The 22,658-nt window shown below is 49.7% G+C and carries 13 protein-coding genes; 5 read left to right on the top strand and 8 right to left on the bottom strand.

Annotation, left to right across the window (positions count from 1 at the left end; translation table 11 throughout):
* Positions 1-211: 211 nt before the first annotated feature.
* Entirely contained in the window at positions 212-1,621 is a 1,410-nt protein-coding gene (locus KUA49_RS03835; RefSeq protein WP_218412914.1) for a hypothetical protein, read from the bottom strand.
* Between the two features lie 319 nt (positions 1,622-1,940).
* A complete protein-coding gene (locus tag KUA49_RS03830) occupies positions 1,941-2,648 on the bottom strand; it encodes an SIMPL domain-containing protein (protein ID WP_218412913.1) in 708 nt (235 codons plus the stop codon).
* Positions 2,649-2,851: 203 nt separating this feature from the next.
* Here KUA49_RS03830 and KUA49_RS03825 point away from each other — a divergent pair, with 203 nt between their 5' ends.
* Both KUA49_RS03825 and rbr read left to right on the top strand, forming a co-directional pair.
* Positions 2,852-4,480 carry a Na+/H+ antiporter NhaC family protein gene (locus KUA49_RS03825; RefSeq protein WP_218412912.1) on the top strand — a complete coding sequence of 543 codons (1,629 nt, stop codon included), beginning with the start codon at positions 2,852-2,854 and terminating at the stop codon, positions 4,478-4,480.
* Between the two features lie 92 nt (positions 4,481-4,572).
* On the top strand, positions 4,573-5,115 hold the full coding sequence (rbr, locus tag KUA49_RS03820; RefSeq protein ID WP_218412911.1) for a rubrerythrin: 543 nt from the start codon (positions 4,573-4,575) through the stop codon (positions 5,113-5,115).
* A 385-nt stretch (positions 5,116-5,500) separates the two neighbouring features.
* On the opposite strand, the gene mutY is transcribed toward rbr, so the two are convergent.
* The 4 genes from mutY to KUA49_RS03800 form a co-directional block, all read right to left on the bottom strand.
* Entirely contained in the window at positions 5,501-6,562 is a 1,062-nt protein-coding gene (mutY, locus tag KUA49_RS03815; protein ID WP_218412910.1) for an A/G-specific adenine glycosylase, read from the bottom strand.
* A 205-nt stretch (positions 6,563-6,767) separates the two neighbouring features.
* Complete coding sequence (locus tag KUA49_RS03810) at positions 6,768-8,081, bottom strand: mechanosensitive ion channel family protein (protein ID WP_218412909.1); 1,314 nt, start codon at positions 8,079-8,081, stop codon at positions 6,768-6,770.
* Positions 8,082-8,146: 65 nt separating this feature from the next.
* Entirely contained in the window at positions 8,147-9,427 is a 1,281-nt protein-coding gene (gene dacB, locus KUA49_RS03805; RefSeq protein WP_218412908.1) for a D-alanyl-D-alanine carboxypeptidase/D-alanyl-D-alanine-endopeptidase, read from the bottom strand.
* A complete protein-coding gene (locus KUA49_RS03800) occupies positions 9,424-9,831 on the bottom strand; it encodes a PH domain-containing protein (protein ID WP_203049764.1) in 408 nt (135 codons plus the stop codon). Before KUA49_RS03800 ends, dacB begins: the two co-directional genes overlap by 4 nt.
* A gap of 268 nt (positions 9,832-10,099) precedes the next feature.
* On the opposite strand from KUA49_RS03800, the gene nadB reads away from it, so the two are divergent.
* On the top strand, positions 10,100-11,695 hold the full coding sequence (gene nadB / locus KUA49_RS03795; RefSeq protein WP_218412907.1) for an L-aspartate oxidase: 1,596 nt from the start codon (positions 10,100-10,102) through the stop codon (positions 11,693-11,695).
* Between the two features lie 87 nt (positions 11,696-11,782).
* On the opposite strand, the gene sprA is transcribed toward nadB, so the two are convergent.
* Entirely contained in the window at positions 11,783-19,564 is a 7,782-nt protein-coding gene (gene sprA, locus KUA49_RS03790; protein WP_218412906.1) for a cell surface protein SprA, read from the bottom strand.
* Positions 19,565-20,179 carry a Holliday junction branch migration protein RuvA gene (gene ruvA / locus KUA49_RS03785; RefSeq protein ID WP_203049758.1) on the bottom strand — a complete coding sequence of 205 codons (615 nt, stop codon included), beginning with the start codon at positions 20,177-20,179 and terminating at the stop codon, positions 19,565-19,567. It abuts the gene before it with no gap.
* Between the two features lie 377 nt (positions 20,180-20,556).
* On the opposite strand from ruvA, the gene KUA49_RS03780 reads away from it, so the two are divergent.
* Positions 20,557-21,456 (top strand): diaminopimelate dehydrogenase, encoded by a 900-nt coding sequence (locus tag KUA49_RS03780; protein ID WP_218412905.1) that lies wholly within the window; start codon positions 20,557-20,559, stop codon positions 21,454-21,456.
* 622 nt (positions 21,457-22,078) lie between these two features.
* Entirely contained in the window at positions 22,079-22,213 is a 135-nt protein-coding gene (locus tag KUA49_RS03775; RefSeq protein ID WP_318331668.1) for a hypothetical protein, read from the top strand.
* The last annotated feature ends 445 nt before the right edge of the window (positions 22,214-22,658 follow it).

Raw genomic sequence — 22,658 nt, 5'->3', positions numbered from 1 at the left:
GGTCATGGAACCTGCGGACAACCAATAGTAGGGAGAAAGCGTCCCCAAAGGGGGCGAACCTCATCCAGTCTTGCTCCTGTTCGCCCCCTTCGGGGACGATAAGAGAGTTTCTGTCACTATCCGCAGGTTCCATTCCCTTCGGTCATTCCACCCGCGGTTATTCACATTCGCCCCCTTCGGGGACGGTAGAATGCTACTTGCGAAACTTCAGTTAATAAGCCAAATCAACTGCCACTGGATATACGCGGCATGGGTCGAAATACTCGGTACAACTGTTTACCATTGCCTGCAAATCTGCCTTGGCAATACCATGGAATACCTGCTTGTCATTCACCCTGATGGTTACAGGCTTGCCGAGGTCAACCAGCTGATTGTTAAGATATACTCTCAGTTTGCCACCAGTGGCTACGGAATAGCTGCGGTTGAACTTCAGGTCGATGCCCCACTGCTTATCCTTCATGGTCGTGGTGTAATCCACATTGCTCACCTTGATGGAAACCACATTCTGGTCGATATCCATCTCGTAGTAAGTTCTCTGCTCTGATGGGCGAGCCAGCACCTGCAGGTTGTAGAAACCCGAACGGCGTCTGCCATCCATCTCGAAATCCTCCCAGAGCACGGTCTTAGGATATGGATTGCGCACAAACTGCTTGAGCCAAGGTGTGGTGAGACCATAGGTGATGTGATGCTGCATACCCGGCAAAAGATGAATGCGATGACGGAAGATAGGCGTCTTATCCACTGCCAGCGGACGGGCCAGCTGCGCAGAATCGAATGCCACCTGGGTGTACCAGGTAAGGTCGTTGCGATAGAAACCGGTATCATCAGCCCCCGTGAGGAAGGAGAAACCGATGTTGGCACAGTTCTCTACAGGCGCATTCTTCAGCGGTTCGCCACCAGCCATCGGACCGGCTGCTGCCCAATAATCTGCATAGAATGATGCCAGTCGCTGACTGCCATAACCACCCTCGCTGATACCGAACACATAGAGTCGGTTGGCATCCACCTCACCATTCACCAGGTTCTGACGAATCAGTTTTTCGAAAGCATACTGCTTAGACAGATGCCACCAGCGATAGTATTCACCCTCGTTAGGAATCTGAGGAATGAAATAGATGGAAGGCGAATCCTGGAAGCTCAGACCGAGCTTGATGCCATTAGACCACTCTCTGTCCTTAGGACCCGAGCCGTGGATATACAGGAAGAGCGGGAACTTTCCGTCGGCAGCCACGCCCTTCTTGCCATAATAATAAGGCATCACGGCATTTGGCTCCAGGCATTTAGGCAGGTTCCACGAGCTGTTCTTAGCCAGTTTCAAGTCTTCCGGCTCAATGAGTTTCTCCTCCTGCAAATTCCTGTTGGCATCGCACCACGCACTCCACACCATCTTCTGATAGCTGGCTATGTCCTTGCCATCTATCGCTTGCTGCAACTTGGTTTCAAGCGGAGCGTTCTGGGCAAATTCAGCCTTGCCTTCCTTCTCCAATGCTTTCTGCTGCGCTTTCAGCGACTGCAGAAAGTAAGTATTCACCTTCTTCTGCAAGCCCGGCGACTGCGCCATTGTCTGGGTTGTGTAGGTTAGTGATGCAACAGTCATCACCATGCAAATCATTTTTTTCATTTCGTACATTGATATTTATTTAATTCAAGTTTCGCAAGTAACCTCCGGTCCCCGAAGGGGGCCAACTTTCAATAACCGCTGGTGGAATGACCGAAGGTCATGGAACCTGCGGACAAACTAATAGTAGGGAGAAAGCGTCCCCAAAGGGGGCGAACCACATCCAGTCTTGCTCCTGTTCGCCCCCTTCGGGGACGATAAGAGAGTATCTGTGACTATCCGCAGGTTCCATTCCCTTCGGTCATTCCACCCGCGGTTATTCACATTCGCCCCCTTCGGGGACGGTAGAATGCTACTTGCGAAACTTCAGTTTATTTAATTACTAGTCTTTCAGGGAATAGGTAACCGTGGTCACCACCCTCACCTTTTTAATATAAGGTGTATTCGAATCCCTATCCTCTATCGAGAACTGCCCCTGGTCAGCATTCATGATCTTGTCAATCTTGCTCTTACTGTTTTCGGCAAACTGTGTGGCAGTCTGCTCGGCATTCTCTATCGCCTCCTGCATCATCTTCGGTTTCATCTTGCGGAATGCCACATACTCATACTTCACCGGATTCTCGTAGCCTCCATCCACAATGGCAACGCCCTTCTGGAGCAGGTCACCCTGACGGGCGATGATACCGCGAACCAGTTTCACATTATGCGAAGTAACGGTGATAATCGACGTGATGTTATAACGATAGCCCTGGCGGTTTTCGCCATATCGCTCAGCATTGAGGTCGATGACCACAGGTGCATTGACATTGATTTCGCTCGCCTTCACGCCATTCTCCACCAGGAAGTTTCTGATGGTTCTCGTGGTGGCATTGATTTTTTGATAGAGTTCAGGCAGGTCGTTGCCTATTTCCTTGGAAACGATAGGCCACGTCACCTTGTCCGCCTCCACCTCCTTCTCGGCAAGGCCTTTCACTACAACCTTACGGTCTTTACTAATCACACTCTCAAGTCCCGACTTGATACAGAATCCAAGCATGATGATGCCGATGGCTAAAATCACGGCTTGCTTAATACCAGAATTGATGTTCATAATTAGTCCTCCATTATTAAGTTGTTAAATTTGAGTTTCCAAAGATACAACAAAAATACAGAAAAGCAATACTTTATAATGATAAAATATGCTAAAACACACCATATCAACCCGTAATCACCATTTTTCCTGCCTAAAAACTTGCATATATTACCAAAAATCCCTACCTTTGCAATAAAACATTTCTAGCCAAAAACAATAAAATGGATTATAACATGATTGGGACCGCATGGTCGTTACTGCCTCCCGTCGTCGCCATCGCTCTGGCGCTGAAGACGAAAGAGGTGTATTCTTCTCTCTTTATCGGCATCATTCTGGGTGCCGTGCAATATTGTATTTCGATGGGAACGGGATTCGATGGATTCCTGGTTCACCTAACCAACCACACTGTGGGCGAAGGCGACGACGCCAAGGCCTACGGATTGATTCACTGCCTCTCCGACCCATGGAATGTAGGCATTCTGGTGTTCCTGGTGGTATTGGGCAGCATCGTTTCGCTGATGAACAAGGCGGGTGGTTCAGCGGCTTTCGGCCGCTGGGCTTCCAAGCACGTGAAGTCGAAGATGGGGGTGCAGATAGCCACCATCCTGCTCGGTATCCTGATATTCATCGACGATTACTTCAACTGTCTTACCGTGGGTTCGGTGATGCGCCCTATCGCAGTGCGCAACGGCGTGACCAAGGAAAAGCTCGCCTATCTCATCGACTCCACCGCAGCACCGGTCTGCATCATCTCGCCTATCTCCAGTTGGGCAGCAGCCGTATCGGGCTTCGTATCGGGAGGCGAAAACGGACTGGCGCTCTTCTGCAAGGCGATACCTTTCAATTTCTACGCCTTCTTCACCATCCTCTTCATGCTGGGCATCGTGGTACTGGGCTTCGACTTCAAGGCGATGAGCAAGTATGACGCCCGACTGAAGGAGTGGTACGAGCGCACCAACGGCGGAAAGCTCGACGAGGTGAGCGATACCAAGCTGCAAATCGTGGAACACGGCGTGGGAGCCAAGCAGCAAGAGAGTTCAGAAAGTAGAGGTTCGGTAAGCGACCTTGTGATTCCAATCATCATGCTCATTGTATTCTGCATGGCGGGCATGGTTTATTCGGGCGGATTCTTCGATGCCGCCAATGCCAACTATCTGAATTTCGTTGATGCCTTTGCGGGCAGCAATGCTTCGGTGGGCCTTGTACTCGGTTCGCTGGCAGCCCTGATTCTCACCATCGTGATGTTCACGGTGCGCAAGACCCTGCCATTCGATGAGGCGATGAGTAGTCTCATCAAGGGATTCGAGGCGATGGTGCCAGCCATCCTGATTCTTACCCTGGCATGGACCCTGAAGAGCATGACCGACTCGCTGGGAGCAGCAGAATATGTATCTGGTGTCGTGGCAAGCAGTGCTTCTGAGTTGCAGATGCTCCTGCCGGGCATCATCTTCCTGGTAGCCGGTTTCCTGGCCTTCGCCACCGGAACTTCCTGGGGAACCTTCGGTATTCTGATTCCTATCTGCATCGCCGTCTTCCCTGCTGCCGACCCGCTGCGCATCATCTCTATCTCAGCCTGCATGGCAGGAGCCGTCTGCGGCGACCATATCTCGCCTATCAGCGATACCACCATCATGGCGAGTGCGGGAGCCGAGTGCAAGCATGTGCATCATGTGTCATCGCAGTTGCCATACGCCCTGACAGTGGCAGGCGTAAGCTTCCTCACCTTCATCGTGGCTGGCTTCACCCATACCTGGGGCATGGCTACGAGTGCCATCGTATCGTGGATATTCGGTATGTTGATGCTCGGATTGGCTTTATTTTATCTAAATAAGCGCCAGAAATCAAAATAGTTCTTAATTTTCTTGCATTATTGGAATATTTTCAATATCTTTGCAGAAGAAAACAGATAAAGAATATATTAACATTTAATACAGAATACATTATGAAAGAATTGAAAGGAACAAAGACAGAGAAGAACCTCCAGGAGGCTTTCGCTGGTGAGTCAATGGCTCGTAATAAATATACATACTTCGCAAGCAAGGCTAAGAAGGATGGTTATGTTCAGATAGCTAACATCTTCGAGGAGACTGCTGCCAACGAGAAGGAGCACGCTAAGTTGTGGTTCAAGTACTTGGAGGGCGGTGCCATCAAGAGTACAGAAGAGAACCTTCTGGCTGCTGCCGAGGGTGAGAATGGCGAGTGGACAGAGATGTACAAGCGCATGGCTGAGGAGGCTCGTGAGGAGGGCTTCGATGAGATTGCCGCTAAGTTCGAGATGGTAGCTGAGATTGAGAAGCACCACGAGGAGCGCTATCGCAAGCTCCTGAAGAACGTTCAGGACAAGGTTGTTTTCTCTCGTGATGGTGACTGCATCTGGCAGTGCTCTAACTGCGGTCACATCGTAGTAGGCAAGGAAGCTCCAGAGGTTTGCCCAGTTTGCAACCACCCACAGAGCTACTTCCAGATTGAGGCTAAGAATTACTAAGTAATTCAAGTTTCGCAAGTAACCTCCGGTCCCCGAAGGGGGCCAACTTTCAATAACCGCTGGTGGAATGACCGAAGGTCATGGAACCTGCGGACAAACTAATAGTAGGGAGAAAGCGTCCCCAAAGGGGGCGAACCACATCCAGTCTTGCTCCTGTTCGCCCCCTTCGGGGACGATAAGAGAGTATCTGTGACTATCCGCAGGTTCCATTCCCTTCGGTCATTCCACCCGCGGTTATTCACATTCGCCCCCTTCGGGGACGGTAGAATGCTACTTGCGAAACTTCAGTAAGTAATTTGCAAATAGAATAACAAAGGGCAAAAGCATTGGACATCTAATGCTTTTGCCCTTTTTAACGTACTAAAAAACGGAAGCCACAACTTTATTATTGATGAATCTTATCCAGCATAATTTCAATCAATCTCGGCACACCGTAATTTTCTATCTCGCTTTCCTTAATCCAGATGTAATCATCGGGAAGAGAAGGTCGTTCCTCAACTTCCTGCAGATAGAAATCGGCAAGAAGAATGCGATGGGTCAATACATGCTTCACATCCTTTGCCAGCAATATCGGATCCTTCACGAAAGAAGGCAATTCCTTCATATCCGATATATTATACGGCTCCCACAATCCCTGCCAAATATCCCCCTCACCACGACGATGAATCGCAATCCACGATTCAGCCTCAGCATGTTTTTCTGCCTCAACTTGCGATTCCAAAGCTGGTGCCTTATATCTGATATACACATAAGAGAGATGACGGGTCTTCACCTTCACCGTTTTGTTCTTCACTGGCAGTTCCTCTACCCTGCCGTTTCGCAAAGCCTCACAGGTTTCGGCAAGCGGACAAAGAAGGCATTTCGGCGATTGAGGGGTACACTGAATGGCACCGAAATCCATCATTCCCTGGTTATAGGCTGCCGCCTCTGAAGCAGGCAACAGCGATTGCGCCAAAGCCGCAAACTCCTTCTTTCCCTGGGTGGAATTGATGGGTGTATCGATTCCGAAATATCGGGAAAGAACACGATATACATTGCCATCTACCACTGCGGCAGGAAGATTGAAGGCAAAGGAGCCGATGGCAGCGGCTGTATAATCACCCACTCCCTTTAACGATTTAATGCCATCCAGCGTATCAGGGAATTCACCCAAAGCCACGATTTGCCTGGCAGCGGCATAAAGATTGCGGGCACGGGAATAATAGCCCAAGCCCTGCCAGAGCTTCAAAACATCATCTTCGCTGGCTGCCGCCAGGTCTTCTACATGGGGATAGGTTTGCATAAAGCGCTCCCAATATTCCCATCCCTGGGCAATGCGGGTTTGCTGCAGGATGATTTCGCTGAGCCAGATGGCATAAGGGTCGCTGGTTTCGCGCCAAGGCAGTTCCCTGCCGTTTTCACGAAACCAACGGAGTATTTCAGTTGAAAAAAAAGAGTTATTGATCATTGTAATGCTTTTGCCCTTTCAGGGCGTATTTCTATAAACAACTATAACCCAGGGCGATGCCCTGGGCTAGGAGCTTCTGCCCTTTCAGGGCGTTACATTCTTGCTTCGGTCCTTTTAGCGGATTGCAAATCCGCAATAGTTACTCATACGGCGGCGGATTGCAAATCCGCCGAAACTGCAAATCCGCCGAAACTGTTCAAAGTAATTACTGCTCCGGATATTGCTCGTAAATCTTCAAGCCGAATTCATTGGCAAGCGCGTAGGCATGCTCCATGATATCGGCAAGGATATGCTCGTAATTAACCCAAACCTTATCCTTGATGAAGAAATAGAACTCGATAGGAAGACCGCACTGGGTGGCTTCCATGTGGCGAACCATCAAGGTCAACTCCGTATTCACCTCAGGGCGCTGACGCAGATATTTCTCCATGAATTTACGATAAAGCTGAAGATTGGTTGGAGCCAGAGCAGCAGGATTCAGCAGGTCTGCCCCTTCCTTAATACCTTCTTTCTCCAAATCCTCATCAGATGGAACTGCCGATTCTGCAGAAATTTCAGAAACATGAATACCATCCTTTGCCAATGCCTTCTGCAACGTTTCCTTCAACTTAAAGGAATCCTCCGTAGCAAAATGCTTGGCAAGCAAGGTCTGCTTTAAGGAATCATCCACCAATCGCACACTGCGGAAATCGAAGTAAACCACTCGCTTCACTCTTCTTCCCCCACTCTTCTGCATACCAATCCAGTTCTGGAACGAACCGTTCACCAGCGTGGCTGGCGAAATGGTAACGATGGTGTTATCGAAATTGCGAACCTTCACCGTGGTGAGCGACATCTCCTCAACAATACCATTGGCATCCACCGACTTCACCGTAATCCAGTCGCCCTTGTGGAGCATATCATTACTCGTCAGTCTCACACCGGCAGCTAATCCGAGGATGGTATCCTTGTACACCAACATCAGCACAGCCGAGGTGGCACCCAAACCGGCAAACAGAGTCATCGGATTCTTACCCAGCAGGATGGCTACCACCACCACTCCAGCCACGAAGAGCATCAATATTCTGAGCACACCGCAGAAGGTATGGAAATACTGCTGAGCCGAAGAGCGGCGCTCCTCGCTGTTCTCCAATCCCTTGAACGAACCGATAAACACCAATGCCGTGCGCACCGACATCACCACGATATAGATGCCCGTGGCACGCTCCAGAATCTCCTTGAATATGGGATATTCCAGATAGATGAGCGGCATGAGCGACCATATCACCACAGCCGGAACGATATGGCAAGCCGAGGTGAGCACCTTCCTGTTCAGCAACACATCATCCCAAGAAAACTCCGTCTTCTCCGTAATCTTCGAAATCAGCGGAACCAATATCTTGCGACAAAGGAAATCGCTCAGCATCGCCAGCAACACAGCGATGATGGTGAGCAATATATGACGAAGCATAGGCACGTAATCACCCGTGATACCCGCCCATGTTATCATTGAATCTACAAATTTTCTAATTTCCTCCATAAGCCATAAACAGTAAACTACAAACTATTAACTGTAAACTCTCAACTATAAACTATCAACTAAAGTCACGGTTGGCACAGCAGCTTGCAAACCTTGTCCGCAAAGTTTCGGGCATTGCTGCCATGCATGATACCATTATTGATAATAGAGAAGCAAAGCTCATGTCCATTGGCTGCAGTGCAATAACCAGCCAGCGAGATGATGCCCGTCAGGGTGCCCGTCTTAGCCTTCACATTGCCGTGGGCACTGCCGCTCCTCATACGCTTCTTCAGGGTGCCATCCACACCCGCTATCGGCAGCGAATGAATCAGATGCTGCTTGATGTTGTCGTTGCGGAAGGCATAGCGAAGCATTGCCACCTCCAGTTCGGCACTCAGATAGTTATAGAGCGAAAGTCCCGAACCATCAGCCAACTTATAGCGTGATGCATCCAAGCCCAGTTTCTGGTTGATAAACTGGCGCTCCACGCTGCGGGCACTCTTGGCACTCGCCGGACGGTTGCCCGTGGAAGCCGCTATCTGATAATACATGCTCTCGGCATAGAGATTGTCACTCTCCTTCATCATCTTGTGCAGCACCTGGTCCATGGTGTGGAAACGGGTACAGATGGTGAAAGCATTAGTAGGACAGGTCTTGGTAGAGGCATACATCTCCTCATACTCGATGCCCGCATCCTTCAGTTTAGCCAGGAATCTATCCATGAAGATATCCTTCCTGGAGAACACCAAAGGCGAAAGCACCGGGTTGTCATCATCCCAGCACCAGCCTTCGCCCAACAAATCAGAATCCTTCATCGAGCGGTCGGCATACACCTTGCCACGGATGGTATCTACACCCATCTCCTTCAGGCTGTTGACAAAGGCCGAGAGGTCATCACTGTTGAAACGGGGATCCATGCCGCCCACGCAATATACATCGCCATGGAGCACACCCTCCTCGATGGTTCCCGTATATTTCAGTTGGGTTTTAAACTGATAGGACCCGCCCAACTTGTCCAGCGCCGTGATAGCCGTAAGGAGCTTCATCGTACTAGCCGGGCGCATCAGCTGACGCTCGTTGTGCTTGTAGATGCAGGAGTCATCCTCCAGGTCCCAAACCATGATACCCACCTGCGAAGTTTCAAACATCTTGCTCTTCAGCAGATTGTCGATACCCACCTTCACCGATTCCGGCCAAGGCAATCTCAGCGTATCGGCAGCCAGCGAGTCTAACATTGTGGAGTCAGCCACTTCCGTGTCGTCCTGCATCTCCACCACTTCATCATTCGTCACATTCTGAGCCTGCATAGGCATTGCCATCAGCATCGCCGCCATCAGACTCAACATCATATATCTTATCTTTTTCATTGTCGTTTTTTAATTTCTTTCTCGAAAGCCTCTTCGTTGTCCGGCTGAATGGCCACCATGTTCTTGGCTCCGTATTCTATCACCATGCAATGGTCCAGCCCCATAAAGGTCTTGGCCTGATGCACGCTGATGATATCGCACACGGGCACATTCCTGTTCGATGAGAACCTGCCCTCATTGATGATGAGATACTCCATCTCGTCGTCCCTGTCGATAGGTTTCACCTTCTTAAATGTATAGGTGGTGTTCAAAATGCGCTCTATCATGCCCACGATGATGATGGCCAGGAAGATGCCGATAATCGCCATCTTTACCCAGAAGAAATATCCGGCAAGAAGGGCGAACACTGCCACCCCGATGCGAGCCGTCACCGAGAAGCGCTTGTGAAAAGTTCTATCTGCCATACCTATTCTATCCTATTCTGTTAAAAAGTCATTTTCAATTCAATTATATCCGCAAAAAAGTCATTTTTTACTACCTTTTGATAGTCTAAAAGACTATATTACCTTAAATTTCGCTGCAAAATTACAAAAATTCCCTCTCTTATTACTCATTTTAAAGAGAAATTAGTAATTTTGCAACGAATTAAGAATTAATTCCTAGAGAATGCGGCTTTTTATGCAAAGAAAAGGTCTCTTCTTATAGATAGAAATTAGATAAGAATAAACTCAGATGGTTTATAAGTATGATTTTCTGATTATCGGCTCAGGAGTTGCCGGTATGAGTTACGCCCTGAAAGTAGCCAGAGCGCATAAAGGTAAAGTGTGCATGATTTGCAAAACCTCTCTCGACGAGGCGAACACTTCATTTGCACAAGGTGGTGTTGCGTCAGTTACCAACTTGGAAGTGGATAACTTCGACAAGCACATTCAAGACACGATGATTGCTGGTGATTACATCAGCGATTACAATGCTGTAAAGCAGGTTGTCACCATGGCACCGAAGCAGATCGAAGAGCTCGTGCAGTGGGGTGTTAACTTCGACAAGCAGCAGGACGGCAAGTTCGACCTCCACCGTGAGGGCGGACACAGCGAGTTCCGCATCCTTCATCATGCCGATGATACGGGTGCTGAAATCCAGCGCGGGCTGATGGAGGCAGTGCGCAACTGCCCTGACATCGATATCAAGGAAAATCATTTCGCCGTGGAGATTATCACCCAGCATCACTTGGGCGCCCGTGTTACCCGACGCACTCCTTATATCAACTGTTACGGAGCCTACGTGCTGAATCCCGATACCCAGAAGGTGGATACTTATCTGAGCAAGGTTACCGTGATGTGTACCGGCGGATGTGGTGCCGTTTACCAGACTACCACCAACCCAGTCATCGCCACGGGTGATGGCGAGGCGATGGTTTACCGTGCCAAGGGTACCGTGGCCGATATGGAGTTCGTTCAGTTCCACCCTACAGCCCTCTATCATCCGGGCGAGACTCATCCTGCCTTCCTCATCACCGAGGCAATGCGTGGATATGGTGGCATCTTGCGTCTGCCTAACGGCGAGAGCTTCATGGAGAAATATGATAAGCGTCTGAGTCTGGCTCCTCGCGACATCGTGGCTCGTGCCATCGATAAGGAGATGAAGATTCACGGTCTTGACCATGTATGCCTGGATGTTACCCACAAGAATCCGGAGGAGACCAAGCGTCACTTCCCTAACATCTACGCCAAGTGTCTGAGCATCGGCATCGACATCACCAAGGATTACATCCCAGTGCGTCCTGCCGCTCACTACATGTGTGGTGGTATCAAGGTAGATTTGAACGGCTGTTCAAGCATCAACCGTCTCTATGCCCTGGGCGAGTGTTCATGCACCGGTCTGCATGGTGGCAACCGCCTTGCCAGCAACTCGCTCATCGAGGCTGTGGTTTATGCCGAGACGGCTGCCAAGCACAGTCTGGAGCATGTGGATGAATACGATTTCAACGAGAAGGTTCCTGCCTGGAACGACGAGGGTACCCTGACCAACGAGGAGAAGGTATTGATTACCCAGAGCGTCAAGGAGGTGGGCGAATGCATGAGCAACTACGTGGGCATCGTGCGCAGCGACCTTCGCCTGAAGCGTGCTTGGGACCGCCTCGACCTTCTTTACGAAGAGACCGAGAATCTCTTCAAGCGTGTCAAGGTGAGCAAGGAACTCTGCGAGCTCCGCAACATGATCAATGTAGGTTATCTCATCACCCGTATGGCTATCGAGCGCAAGGAGAGCCGTGGTCTTCACTATACTATCGACTACCCTGTTCATGCTTACGACAAGAAAGATAAATAAAGAATAGAAGAAACATAAAAAAAGCTCGGATGCGATTTGCATCCGAGCTTTTTTCGTTTATCAGATTTGCATCCGAGCTTTTTTCGTTTATCTCGTCAGCGAGAACTTGATGCTCAGACCGAAGTCCTGCGTGGTCGTCGGATAACTGCTGCTCGAAAGCAGCGGGGTGTTGGTCTGACGATCGTAGTAGAAACTCATGGTGAGCAACTTGCTCAGGGTGTAATCGGCAGTGAAGCTGAACTTCAAGGCATTGTTACCGCTGCTGGCGCTGCTCGTCATCGAAGCGATGTCGCGGACGATGGCTGCCTGCTTGCGGAAACTGAAGTCAGCACGGAGATTGAGGTCGTGGTTGGCACCACGCGACTTCTGCGTACTCTTGCTGTCCTGCTGATTCTTCTTGCCCGTTCTCTTCACCTTCTTGGCTCTAGGACCAAACAGGTCGAAGTCGTTGATGCGGTAGCCCATACCTATCACCCAGTCCTTGCTCAAGGCCTCGTTCACCTGGATACTCGTCATACTGAGGTTCAATACGCGGGTCTGGCGATACTCAGCCTTCAGGGTCATGTTGTTGTTAAACGTCATATCCATTCCGAGCAATGGCGAGAAGGCCTCGTTGATGCTCACCTGCGATACGTTGAACATGCTGCTAGGCGATGGATTGCCCGTTGAGGCATCGCTGATGAAGCCCAAGCCATTCATGAATTCCTGATAGGTACTGAAACTGTTATAGCTGCCCACAGCATATACACTCTTGTAACCATGATTGATGTTCACACTCTTGAAGTGGTCGCAGAACCAAGGCAACTTGCCGAGTCCACTGTAGCGGACAGTCCAGTTTGGCAACAGGCGGCTCAACGTTGGGAATATCGAGAGCGAACCGCCGCCCATCGATGTATAGGCATTGAGGAAGGCAGGTATCATCACATCACCACTGTATTTATTAACCGGGGTGCGGGATGCATCAAACTTACCTCCGCTCAGCTCAGAGCCAGCCGGATAAACCGCTCCGGCATATTGCGCCTCTACCCTCTGGCGGAAGCCTTCGAGCGAGTTGACAAACTTCTCGAAGGTCTTGCTCTTGTAACCACTGTTGGCATTGCCCATTCCCTCGAAGGCAGAACCCAATGAGATGGTGGTCATCTGGAAGGTTCCGCTCTGGGTGGTCGGCGTGCCCTCATACATATACTGTATACTCTTCTGCGTAGTCTTCGAGTGGGTGGCAGAGAGGTCGATTTTGAAATCCTTAACAGGTTCCAGGGTGGCACGGAACTGCCAGTTGTCTGTCTTGCTCGTCGTAGCCGGTGTTGCGATGGAATCGTTGAAGAGCAGCCAGTCGTTCTCCCTAGCCTTCTGGATATAATCATCGTCAATCATACCGAAGGCAAAGTCAAGTCCTGGAGCCATCTGTCCCACCTTCTTCTGTCCGAAGGCATCGCCCACGCTAGGGGTGAAGCCAGGCAGGGTCATCTGGTAGCTGTTGCGATAGGTGAAGCTCACCTTGCGCACCATCATCGCCAAGCGGGATGCAAACTGGGCAGCCTTGTACCACTTCTTGTTGTCAAGCGGCTCCTTCGGCAAAACGGTAAGTTTCAGCTTCAAGGCACTATCCACCTTCGAGAGAAGCTTAATCTGGTTGTTATCCACCTTTTTATATTTAAGGTGGAACATCTTGCCATCTGCCGTCTTCGCCGATACGATGAGGCGCTTGCTGTTCTTGCCATGCTTTACCAGCAGGGTGGTATCAGGCAGGAGGGTCACTTCCTTCTCAAAAGCCTTTTTGTTCTTCGGAAGCTTCTTTGCCAGGTCGTTTCTACCCTTATCCTTGGCGTTGGTCTTGGCGTTCTTGCCATTCTTCACGTCCTTGCCGTCGGTCTTGGCAATTTCCTTGTCGCCATTCTTCTCAGCCTCTTCCTTCGCCTTCAGCTCTTCTTCCTTGGCTTTCGCCTTGGCCTTCTTTCTGTCTTCCTTCTCCTTCTTCATCCTAGCCAGTTCACTCCTGCTCTTGGAACGTTCATACTTCTCGTTCACCTTCTTGAGGAATGGAACGTGGTTGTAGAGACGCACCAGGTCGATGTTTCCGTTCAGGGTCACCTCGCGCTGGCTGTTGATGGTATTGCCATACGAGTGGCCTTCTTCATCTTCCATGCCTCGCTCCCACGAATAGTTGGCGCTGTAGTTGGCATCGGTGTTCAGCCAGTCGAAGACTGGAAGCAGATTGAGCGGCACCTTATAAGATGCCGTGAAGTTCTGACTGTAGTCGAGCGGCGTACCCCAGCTCTTCACGCTGTTCCATACCGAACTTCTGTACACCGAGTCTTTCCAGGCATGATACTGGTCGGCATAGAGATCGGTGTTCACTTCCGGATAAGGCACATCCACCTGAGCATGGGTAGCACTCTGGAAGTTCATGTGCAGGTTCTTGGTCAAGTCCCAGCGCATGGAGAACTCTCGGTTCCAGAGGAACTGGTCGCTATAGGTGAGCGGCAGCTGCGAATTGAGCGTACTCTCCATATCGCGCTCCTCCAGCTCGTAGGTCTCGTGCGTCATCTCCGTATTGAAGGCGATGTTCTGAGGCAGCCAGTTCAGGCCGAACCGCTTCAGGATGTCGAGCCACTTGCTCTTGTTCTTGATCTTCTTGAACGGTTCCCACGATTTATACACAGGAGTCCAGGAATAATCCAGGGCACCTCGCCAGTTGTCACGGTTCTCATAAACCGTGGTCTCGCCGGTGGTACGCTGATGCGCATGACTGTAGGTCAACGAGAAGTTGGCTGGGTCGTACGGCATCGGATGACCCTTGGTGGCGATACCCACACGGGCATTGGAAACAGAGAAGTTGGTCTGCGTCACCTTGGTTACGGCGATGTTCTCGATGGAGTCTCGCTCTGCCTTCGAACCGGTGGCATCCAGAGCATCCTTCAGTTCCATATCGGTATCCAGCGGATTATACTTCGGCGAAGTCTTCTCCTTGGTCACACTATAATATAAAGGTATGCTCACCTTCGCCTTGTCAGGGAAGAACTTACCCATCTCCAGCGATGTGGTCACACTGTAGGTGCCGTAGTTGTCGGTGCTTCGGCTTGCCACGCCGTCTTCCAGTCCGCCAAAGCCCTCGCTCATATATCTTCCGGTGGCATTCACGCTACCAAAGTCGGAGAGCTGCACATTGAGGTTGGCATTGGCTGCCCAACCGCCCTTGTTATTGTGCTCCAGCAGTCGGAGCTCGTTGATCCAAACTTCTCCGCTCTTCTCCTCGCCCGAGTTGTTGCGCACACCGATCATCATCGTTTTCACCTCGCCCAGGGTAGGATTACCCACGATGGTGAGCTTGTTGTTCGGATGGTCGGCATCATACATGGTATAAGGTGCCATATAGGAAGCCAGCCCCTGTGCCTTCGCCTTGTTGCGCTCCTTCTTCAGGTTGGTGAAGACGCTGAGCGCCACGTTCAGCATGTTCTCCTCCGGCCATACCTTCTTCTTGTCGGCAGTGCTGTTCCTTACATATTTGCCAGGTTCAGTCACCTGCAGCGGAATCTCATACTCATAGTAGTTGTTCTTATAGTCACTACCCAGACGCAGGAACACAGACAGCTGATTATCCTTCAAGTTGGTGGTGTTCTGCTCCAGGGCATTGGCATGGGTGAACATCTGGATGCGCTTATACTGGCGCAAATCGATGGTAGAATTCTTGTAAACCGCCTTTGCCTCGCCATTGCTCAGGTTCTTGACCACCATGCTCAGCGCCTGCTCGTTGGCCTCAACCAGCTGTGGCTGACTAGGGTCTTTCTCTCGCTCAATGCCAGGAGGCAGCACATAGTTCACCGGTGTCTTCTCGGCATTCTCCTCCAGACTCACGGTGCTCGCCTCCAGGGTTCCGCCGCTGGCAGCTCCCAATGGCTGGTCGTAGGTGCGCCATTTGCTCATCACCAGGTCGAGGGTTCCGAATCGGAGCACCACCGGCTTCTTGAAGTTGGTGAGGAACATGCGCATGAAGCGGATGCTGGAGAAATCGTTGATGTTGCCCTGACGCTTCTCAAACTCATCCACTGGGATGCGGAACTGATACCAGGTTACTGACGACTTCGTGTTGTCGCGCCAGGTCTGGCTGTACTCTCGCTTATCCACGATGAAGTTGCTGCCCACCACGAGATCCTCCGGACGGATGCTCACGTGATACTGGTAGTACTTCTCATACTCGTTGAGCGTATAGTCCTGGTTGATATCTTCCACATCAGGGGTGGTTTTATAAGATGTATCATAACTCTCGGTACGGCTGTCGCTATCCGGCGAGTTGCCCTGAGGGTTGTTGATATACTTGTATCTGTCCAGGATGGATGTCTTCTGCTGGTCCCAGTCGGAACCGCGGAAGTAGTGGTAGTCATCACGTGCCGGATCGGCAAAGATGCTGTCGAACACCGCCTGGTTCACCTTGCCCTGAATCTGGTCGAGATAGGCACTCTTGTAGAATTCCTGCTCCTCGCCATCGGTGAGTCCGTTGAAGCCCACATCCTGCAGGGCACGGCTGCCGCTGGTGGTGGCGAATGCGTATGTCACGGTGCTCTGGGTAGGAATCTTACCCCACTGTGTATAGGTGAAGCTGTCGCTGCCATCCACCGGCATTCCACTCTCGTAGAATTTCTTTCCGTCTCGCAGAATATCCTCGCTCACCTCTCCCAGGTTGATGTAGAAGTCGCCACCATAGTCGGCGGCATCAGCCTGGTCCTTGGAGTAGATGAATGGGTCGAGCATCCAGAACTCGATGTATTCCACGTTGGCCTGCTCAAAATTGTTAGTATCCAGCTTTCTCATCATACCCCCCCAGTTGCGCTGAGGGTTCTGAAGCTTTCCGTCGGGCTGCAGGTCGTTCACATTGAAGTTATACGGACCCGGCTCCGATGGATAGTAAGCCAGGTTGAGCACGCTCAGGGTGTTGGTGGCTCCCTGATAGGTGCTCTGCTGACGCAATGGGAAGAGCTCCTTTACATACACCTCTCTTACATAATGATTACTCAACTGCTTCAGGTCGCTCTTGATGTGACCAGGGGTCAGCGAACTGCCTCGGCGGGTGAAGAGAGGGTCGATGCAATACCAGGCAAGGCGGGAGCGATGGAAGCCGCTGGTCAAGCCCGACTTGTCGTTGTAATCTTCCTTGAAGTTGAGGGATGGCACACTCGAAATAATCCATGAAGAAGGAGTCATCACGTCGATGGTTTCCTTGGTTCCCTCGAAATCGTCGAGATAGGAAGCGTTGTCCTGTGTGCCTCCTGCTTCGCCCGCAATAAGCTGGGCAAACTCGCCCTGGAAGGTGATATAGGATGGCTGGGTAAGATGCAGGAACGGAATCTTGTCGAGCATATTGGTCAGCCACTGGCTCTCCTTCTTCCAGTTCAGGTTCACACCCCAGATGGTATTCTTCAATGGTTCCGAACCCATCGCCACCTTGTTGGTGAGTGCCTGCTCGGAAAGATGCTGCAGCGTACCGCTTATCTGGAAATTCTTGGAGAAATCATATTCCCAGTTCAAGCCCACCATGGTCTTTCTCATCTGTCCGTAGTCGGTGTTACTTTCCAGCGATACGTTCACCGCCGTTCCGGCATCAATGATGCTCTGGTTGAGGATGGTCACCTCGCCGGCATTGTAATCCACGGAATAGTCGGAACCCTCGGTAAGGGTTACGCCACCTGCCGTTACCACCACCGAACCCTGCGGTACATTGTAGGCACCCAGGGAGATGACATTGGCTGCCGAACCCTTGAACTGACCCGTGATGAGATACTTGTTCTTCTCGGCCAACTGCTTGGCGATGGTCTTCGTACTATCGTAAAGTTCGGTGAAGGCATACTTGTCTGCCTGCTCCTTCGCAACGCCGTTCTTCACCAGATAATCACGCATATAGCTTCCGAATGGCTCTACCTTCGGGATGAACACACGACCGTTGGATACGGTGTAGCCCTCCACATAGTCGTAGTAACCATTGCTGCGCGCCTTGTTGTTGTTGTCGAGTCGGTCGGCTCCTACCACGCGGATGATAGGCTGGCTCTTGACCTGCGCCTCGGGAATATAACTGAGATAGACACCCGTGGTATCGCTCTGGTACTTGATGTCGAGACGGAACTTCTCCTTCTCCACCTGAGAGGCGAGATAGTAGACGTTCTTCATCATCAGGTCCCAGTTGCCCTGCTGCGGACTGCAGCTGGTGTTCTTCAGCGACTTCACGAAGAGTCCCTGCTTGGTATCGGTGATATCCGAAGCAAACTCACCCACCTGATAGGTTACGCCGCCGTAGGTATATTCGTAAGCCACGGCAAGTACCTGGTCGGTCTGTAATCCGGTTTTCAGGGATACGTATCCCATCGCCGTATTCACGGAGTATTCAGAGGAAGAGAGCAGTCGGGCACTCTCCAGTTTTTCATAATCGCTGCCGCCCACCAGTCCGCCGCCTTCCAATACGGAAGAAGCCTGGTCGTTATCACGGGCTGCCGCAAACTGGTTTGTCATCGCAGTATACTCGGTGTTAGCCTGGTTGGATGGCACCTTGGTTCCTCCCGCAGTCCACATCGGGTTGCTCAGCTTCTCGGTTTCACCCAGGTCGGTCAGTGCGATGATGTTTCGGGTATTCGTGGTGGTTCCCGTCTTGTTAGTTACCCAGATTTCCACACGATTGATGGTGACACCCGTTACCAGGTTAGGCAACTTCTTCATCCAGTCATCGTAATGGTTTCTGAAGAATCGGGAGAGGAAGAAGTGTCGGTTCTCCTCGTAATCGGCTACATTCAACTCGAAAGGTGTCAGCTGCACGCCACCCTTGCTCGATACACTCTTAGAGGCAGACTTCTTCTGCGAGAACACAGTCTGCAACTTGAGTTTTCCAAACTGCATATCGGTTCTCAGACCGAAGAGGCTGCTGGCACCCTTGATAAGCGACGAGTTGCTAGGGAAGGAAACATTACCCGCCTCAACCAGTTTGATGATTTCATCCTCCTTGCCGTCATACTTCAGCTTCATGTTCTGCGCATCGTAGTCGAAGGTGGCATCAGTGTTGTAATTCAGGTTGAGGTTCATCTTGTCGCCAATCTTACCGTTCAGATTCAGATTAATCTTCTCATCGAAGTTCATCATCGTGGTCTTTCGGTTGCGGATAGGCAGCGAAGGGTTGTCGATGTTCTTCTTGTTGATACCAAACTTCAGTTCGGCAGAACCCTGCGTCTTCACCCTGATGCCGCCAGGACCGAAGATTTTCTCAGCCGGTCCCAGGTCGAAGTGCATATCGGTGAAGTCGAACTTCTCCTTGCCCTTAGCCTGGTATATCTCGTCGTTCTTCTTTCGGTAAAAAGCGTTTCGCTCGTTCAGTTCAGTCCATGCGAGATATTCCGCTGGAGTGAGCATGATAGGAGCCGAGAGCCAGGTGTTGCCCATTTTGTTGCCGATGATGTATCGGTTGATGGTATCGTTGTAGATCACATCATACTTCAGGGCATCCGGACGCTTCAGGTCGAGCGGACTCTGGTAGAGGTCGCTCAGCGAGAACGGCTGGGTGCGCTGAATCTGCCAGCGTGGATGCAGCAGGGAATCTGGGATAGAATCTTCAGCTATCTGAAGCGGCTGGGCATTGATGCCCGACTTCTCATCCCCATCCTTTGCGGCATTGTTTCCGTTTGCGGCATTGTTACCGTTGCGGCCCTGGTTTCTGTTCTGATTCCCATTCTGTGCCGATGGTCTCGAAGCCTGAGCAGCCTGTCTGTTTTGTGCCCTCTGGTTTCTTTGCCTGGTTCTATCATTCTGCAGAAAAGGCAAAGCGAGGGCGTAGCCGAAGGTAGAAACCATCAGCCACGCCATCGCCAGATATATGATTCTTTGTCTTATCTTCATTTACTTAATTTGTTTCAATGCGAGTTTCACCACTTGCTCCACAGGCAGGTCGGGTTGAGCCTTCAGGATATCCACCACTACCTTTGCCGAAGGTGCCGGCGAGAAGCCGAGCATGGTAAGGGCACTGACAGCCTCATCCTTGATGTCGCTGTTCACCATCGCCACATTGCCGCCGTTGGCTGGCAATTCATCGGCGATGCCGAGGCTCACAATCTTATCCTTCAGGTCGAGGATGATGCGCTGTGCCGTCTTGAGTCCGATGCCCTTCACGGTTTTCAACATCTTGTCGTTGCCTGTGGAAATCACGCTGCAGAGTTCGGCAGGCGACATGGACGAGAGAATCATTCTCGCCGTGTTGCCACCTACACCCGATACGGTGATGAGCAGCCGGTAGAGTTCACGTTCCTGCTTGGTAGCAAAACCGAAAAGGGTGAAAGAGTCGTCTCTTCCACCAGCCACGAGCACCTCGTGAACATAGAGTTTTACTTCCTGCTTGCCCTGAATGGCGGTATAGGTATTGAGCGAAATGTTGAGTCCATATCCCACTCCAGCCGTTTCTACCACGGCCATCGCTGGGGTCAGCTCGGTTAAATCGCCATGAATATATTCTATCATATCTTGATTTCTCCTTTTAATTATGTGATGAAGCTAAGTTACACCTCTTTAATAAATTAATTATAAATTATAAACGATAGGAGGCGGGAAATATTGTACGGGAGCCTAGATATATTATCGGGTGTTTTAAATTAATATATCGGGTGGCTTAAATTAAGAAATCTCATTTCACGATGAAATCACGAAATTATAAGGAATCTGTTCAATCAGCCTTACAATTCGGCCTTCTCCCTACCTAAAAACCATGATTTTATTACCTTTTGCAACTTTTATGAGTTAAAAATCTATTAAAACGTCACGTATTTCAAGAAAAAGCTATACTTTTGCAACCGGAAACAGAAACAACAATAAAAATAAAAGAAATAAAAGAATAACAGATGAAAAAGTTTAGAGCAGCCGTAGTAGGTTACGGCAACATTGGTAAGTTTACAGTAGAGGCTCTCGAAGCAGCTCCAGATTTCGAGATTGCAGGTATCGTACGTCGCCAGGGTGCTAAGGATAAACCAGCAGAATTGGCAGATTATGAGGTGGTAGATGACATCACAAAGTTGAAAGATGTAGATGTTGCCATCCTTGCAACTCCTACCCGTTCTTGCCCAGAATATGCAGAGAAGATTGTTGCCCTCGGCATCAACACCGTAGATAGCTACGATATTCATACAGGTATCCTCGACTATCGTACCAAGCAGATGGAGAACTGCAAGAAGGCTGGCAAGGTGAGTGTAATCTCTGCCGGTTGGGATCCAGGTTCTGATTCTATTGTACGTGTATTGATGGAAAGCTTGGCTCCAAAGGGCTTGACATACACCAACTTTGGTCCTGGTATGAGCATGGGTCACTCAGTTTGCGTTCGTGGCAAGCAGGGTGTGAAGGAAGCGCTCTCTGTTACTATCCCATTGGGCGAGGGTATCCACCGCCGTATGGTTTATGTAGAGTTGGAGGAAGGTGCTAAGCTTGAGGATGTTACTGCAGAGATCAAGGCAGACCCATACTTCGCTCATGATGAGACTCACGTATTCGCTGTAGCATCAGTAGATGATGTAAAGGATATGGGTCATGGTGTGAACCTCGTTCGCAAGGGTGTATCTGGCAAGACTCAGAACCAGCGTTTCGAGTTCAACATGAGCATCAACAACCCAGCCCTCACCGCTCAGGTTTTGGTTAACGTGGCTCGTGCTTCCTTCCGTCTCCAGCCAGGTTGCTACACCATGCCAGAGATTCCTGTTATCGATATGTTGCCAGGAACCCGTGAGGAAATCGTAGCTACGCTCGTGTAAATATAAATCAAATATATTCCAAACTCGCCGGATGATTTTTCGTCATCCAGCGAGTTTTTTTGAAAGTTCAAGATTATGAAAGTACAATTTAGAAAGACATTCATAACTTGTTGCTTACTCTTTACTACAACAGAGAAAATACGCAAATCTTTTTGGTGGAAATATTAGAAAATACGCAATTTCTCAATAATATTATAGTAGTTTTTAAGAAGAAGGTGTGATGTGAACCCTAGGCTCCAAGACTTTTGTATATACAGCGTGTTATAAAGGTAAACGAAATGAATATCAAGGTTTTAGATATAGGTTTTTAGTAGTAGAAAACTAGTTTTTTGAGACCATGCCTTCACATCACAGCCCTGCCTTCACAAAAACAGGGGGCGTATCTTAGTCACTGAGGATTCTATCTTAGTCACTGAGATTTCTAGCTTAGTCACTGAGATTTCTAGCTTAGTCATTTATGAGCTCAAAACAATTTTTTTTCGATTATCTTCGCGAATCTTCGCGAAAGTTCAGAGTGAGTCGAAAAAAAGCCGTATCTTTGCACCGTAATTCAGAAGGAGATGCATCAACAAGAGTTACAAGAACTAAATAAAATAACAATTTTAAAGCGAAAGGAAAAAGTATGATCCAAATAGTATTGAAACAGAACAAAGACAAGAACAAGGACAAGAACAAGGACAAGAAGGGTGCCGAAGGCGAATATATTTTTGCCAAATCATCTATCACCCATCACGATTTCCAAGAAGAAACCGGATAAGTTATTGATAGACAAGAAGCAACATGAGTGACAGATACTAAAAAAGGGGCATTTATCCCTCACGCATCCCTCACGATTTTGGTTTTATCCCTCACGATTTTACTGATGCAATAAACTAAATAGGCTTCATCTGCACTTGAAATAGGCTTCATCTGCCTTTGAAGTAAGCCTCAGTTGCCATTGAAGTAAGCCTCAGTTCAAACTGGTTTAAGGCTTAAACAAAGTTTACGTGTAGCTCTATTAAAGTTTACTTGAGCCTCGTTCCAAATTCAAATGAAGCCCAGTTCGTTTTTTTTCTTTCATCTCCATATTTCGTCTCCATCGCAATTGGGGGTGTAGATTCAGGTAAAGTTTTCCAATGCTCTTGTTGCCCGTAAACCATTGGGATGCCTTTTTCTTCTTAAAAAAGCTTGGTATCTAAAAAAATAGTTGTATCTTTGCACAA

This window comes from Segatella copri, assembly GCF_019249655.2.
Taxonomy (GTDB): domain Bacteria; phylum Bacteroidota; class Bacteroidia; order Bacteroidales; family Bacteroidaceae; genus Prevotella.
The sequence above is the reverse complement of the archived record's forward strand: the minus strand, read 5'-3'. Positions and strand labels throughout refer to the sequence as shown.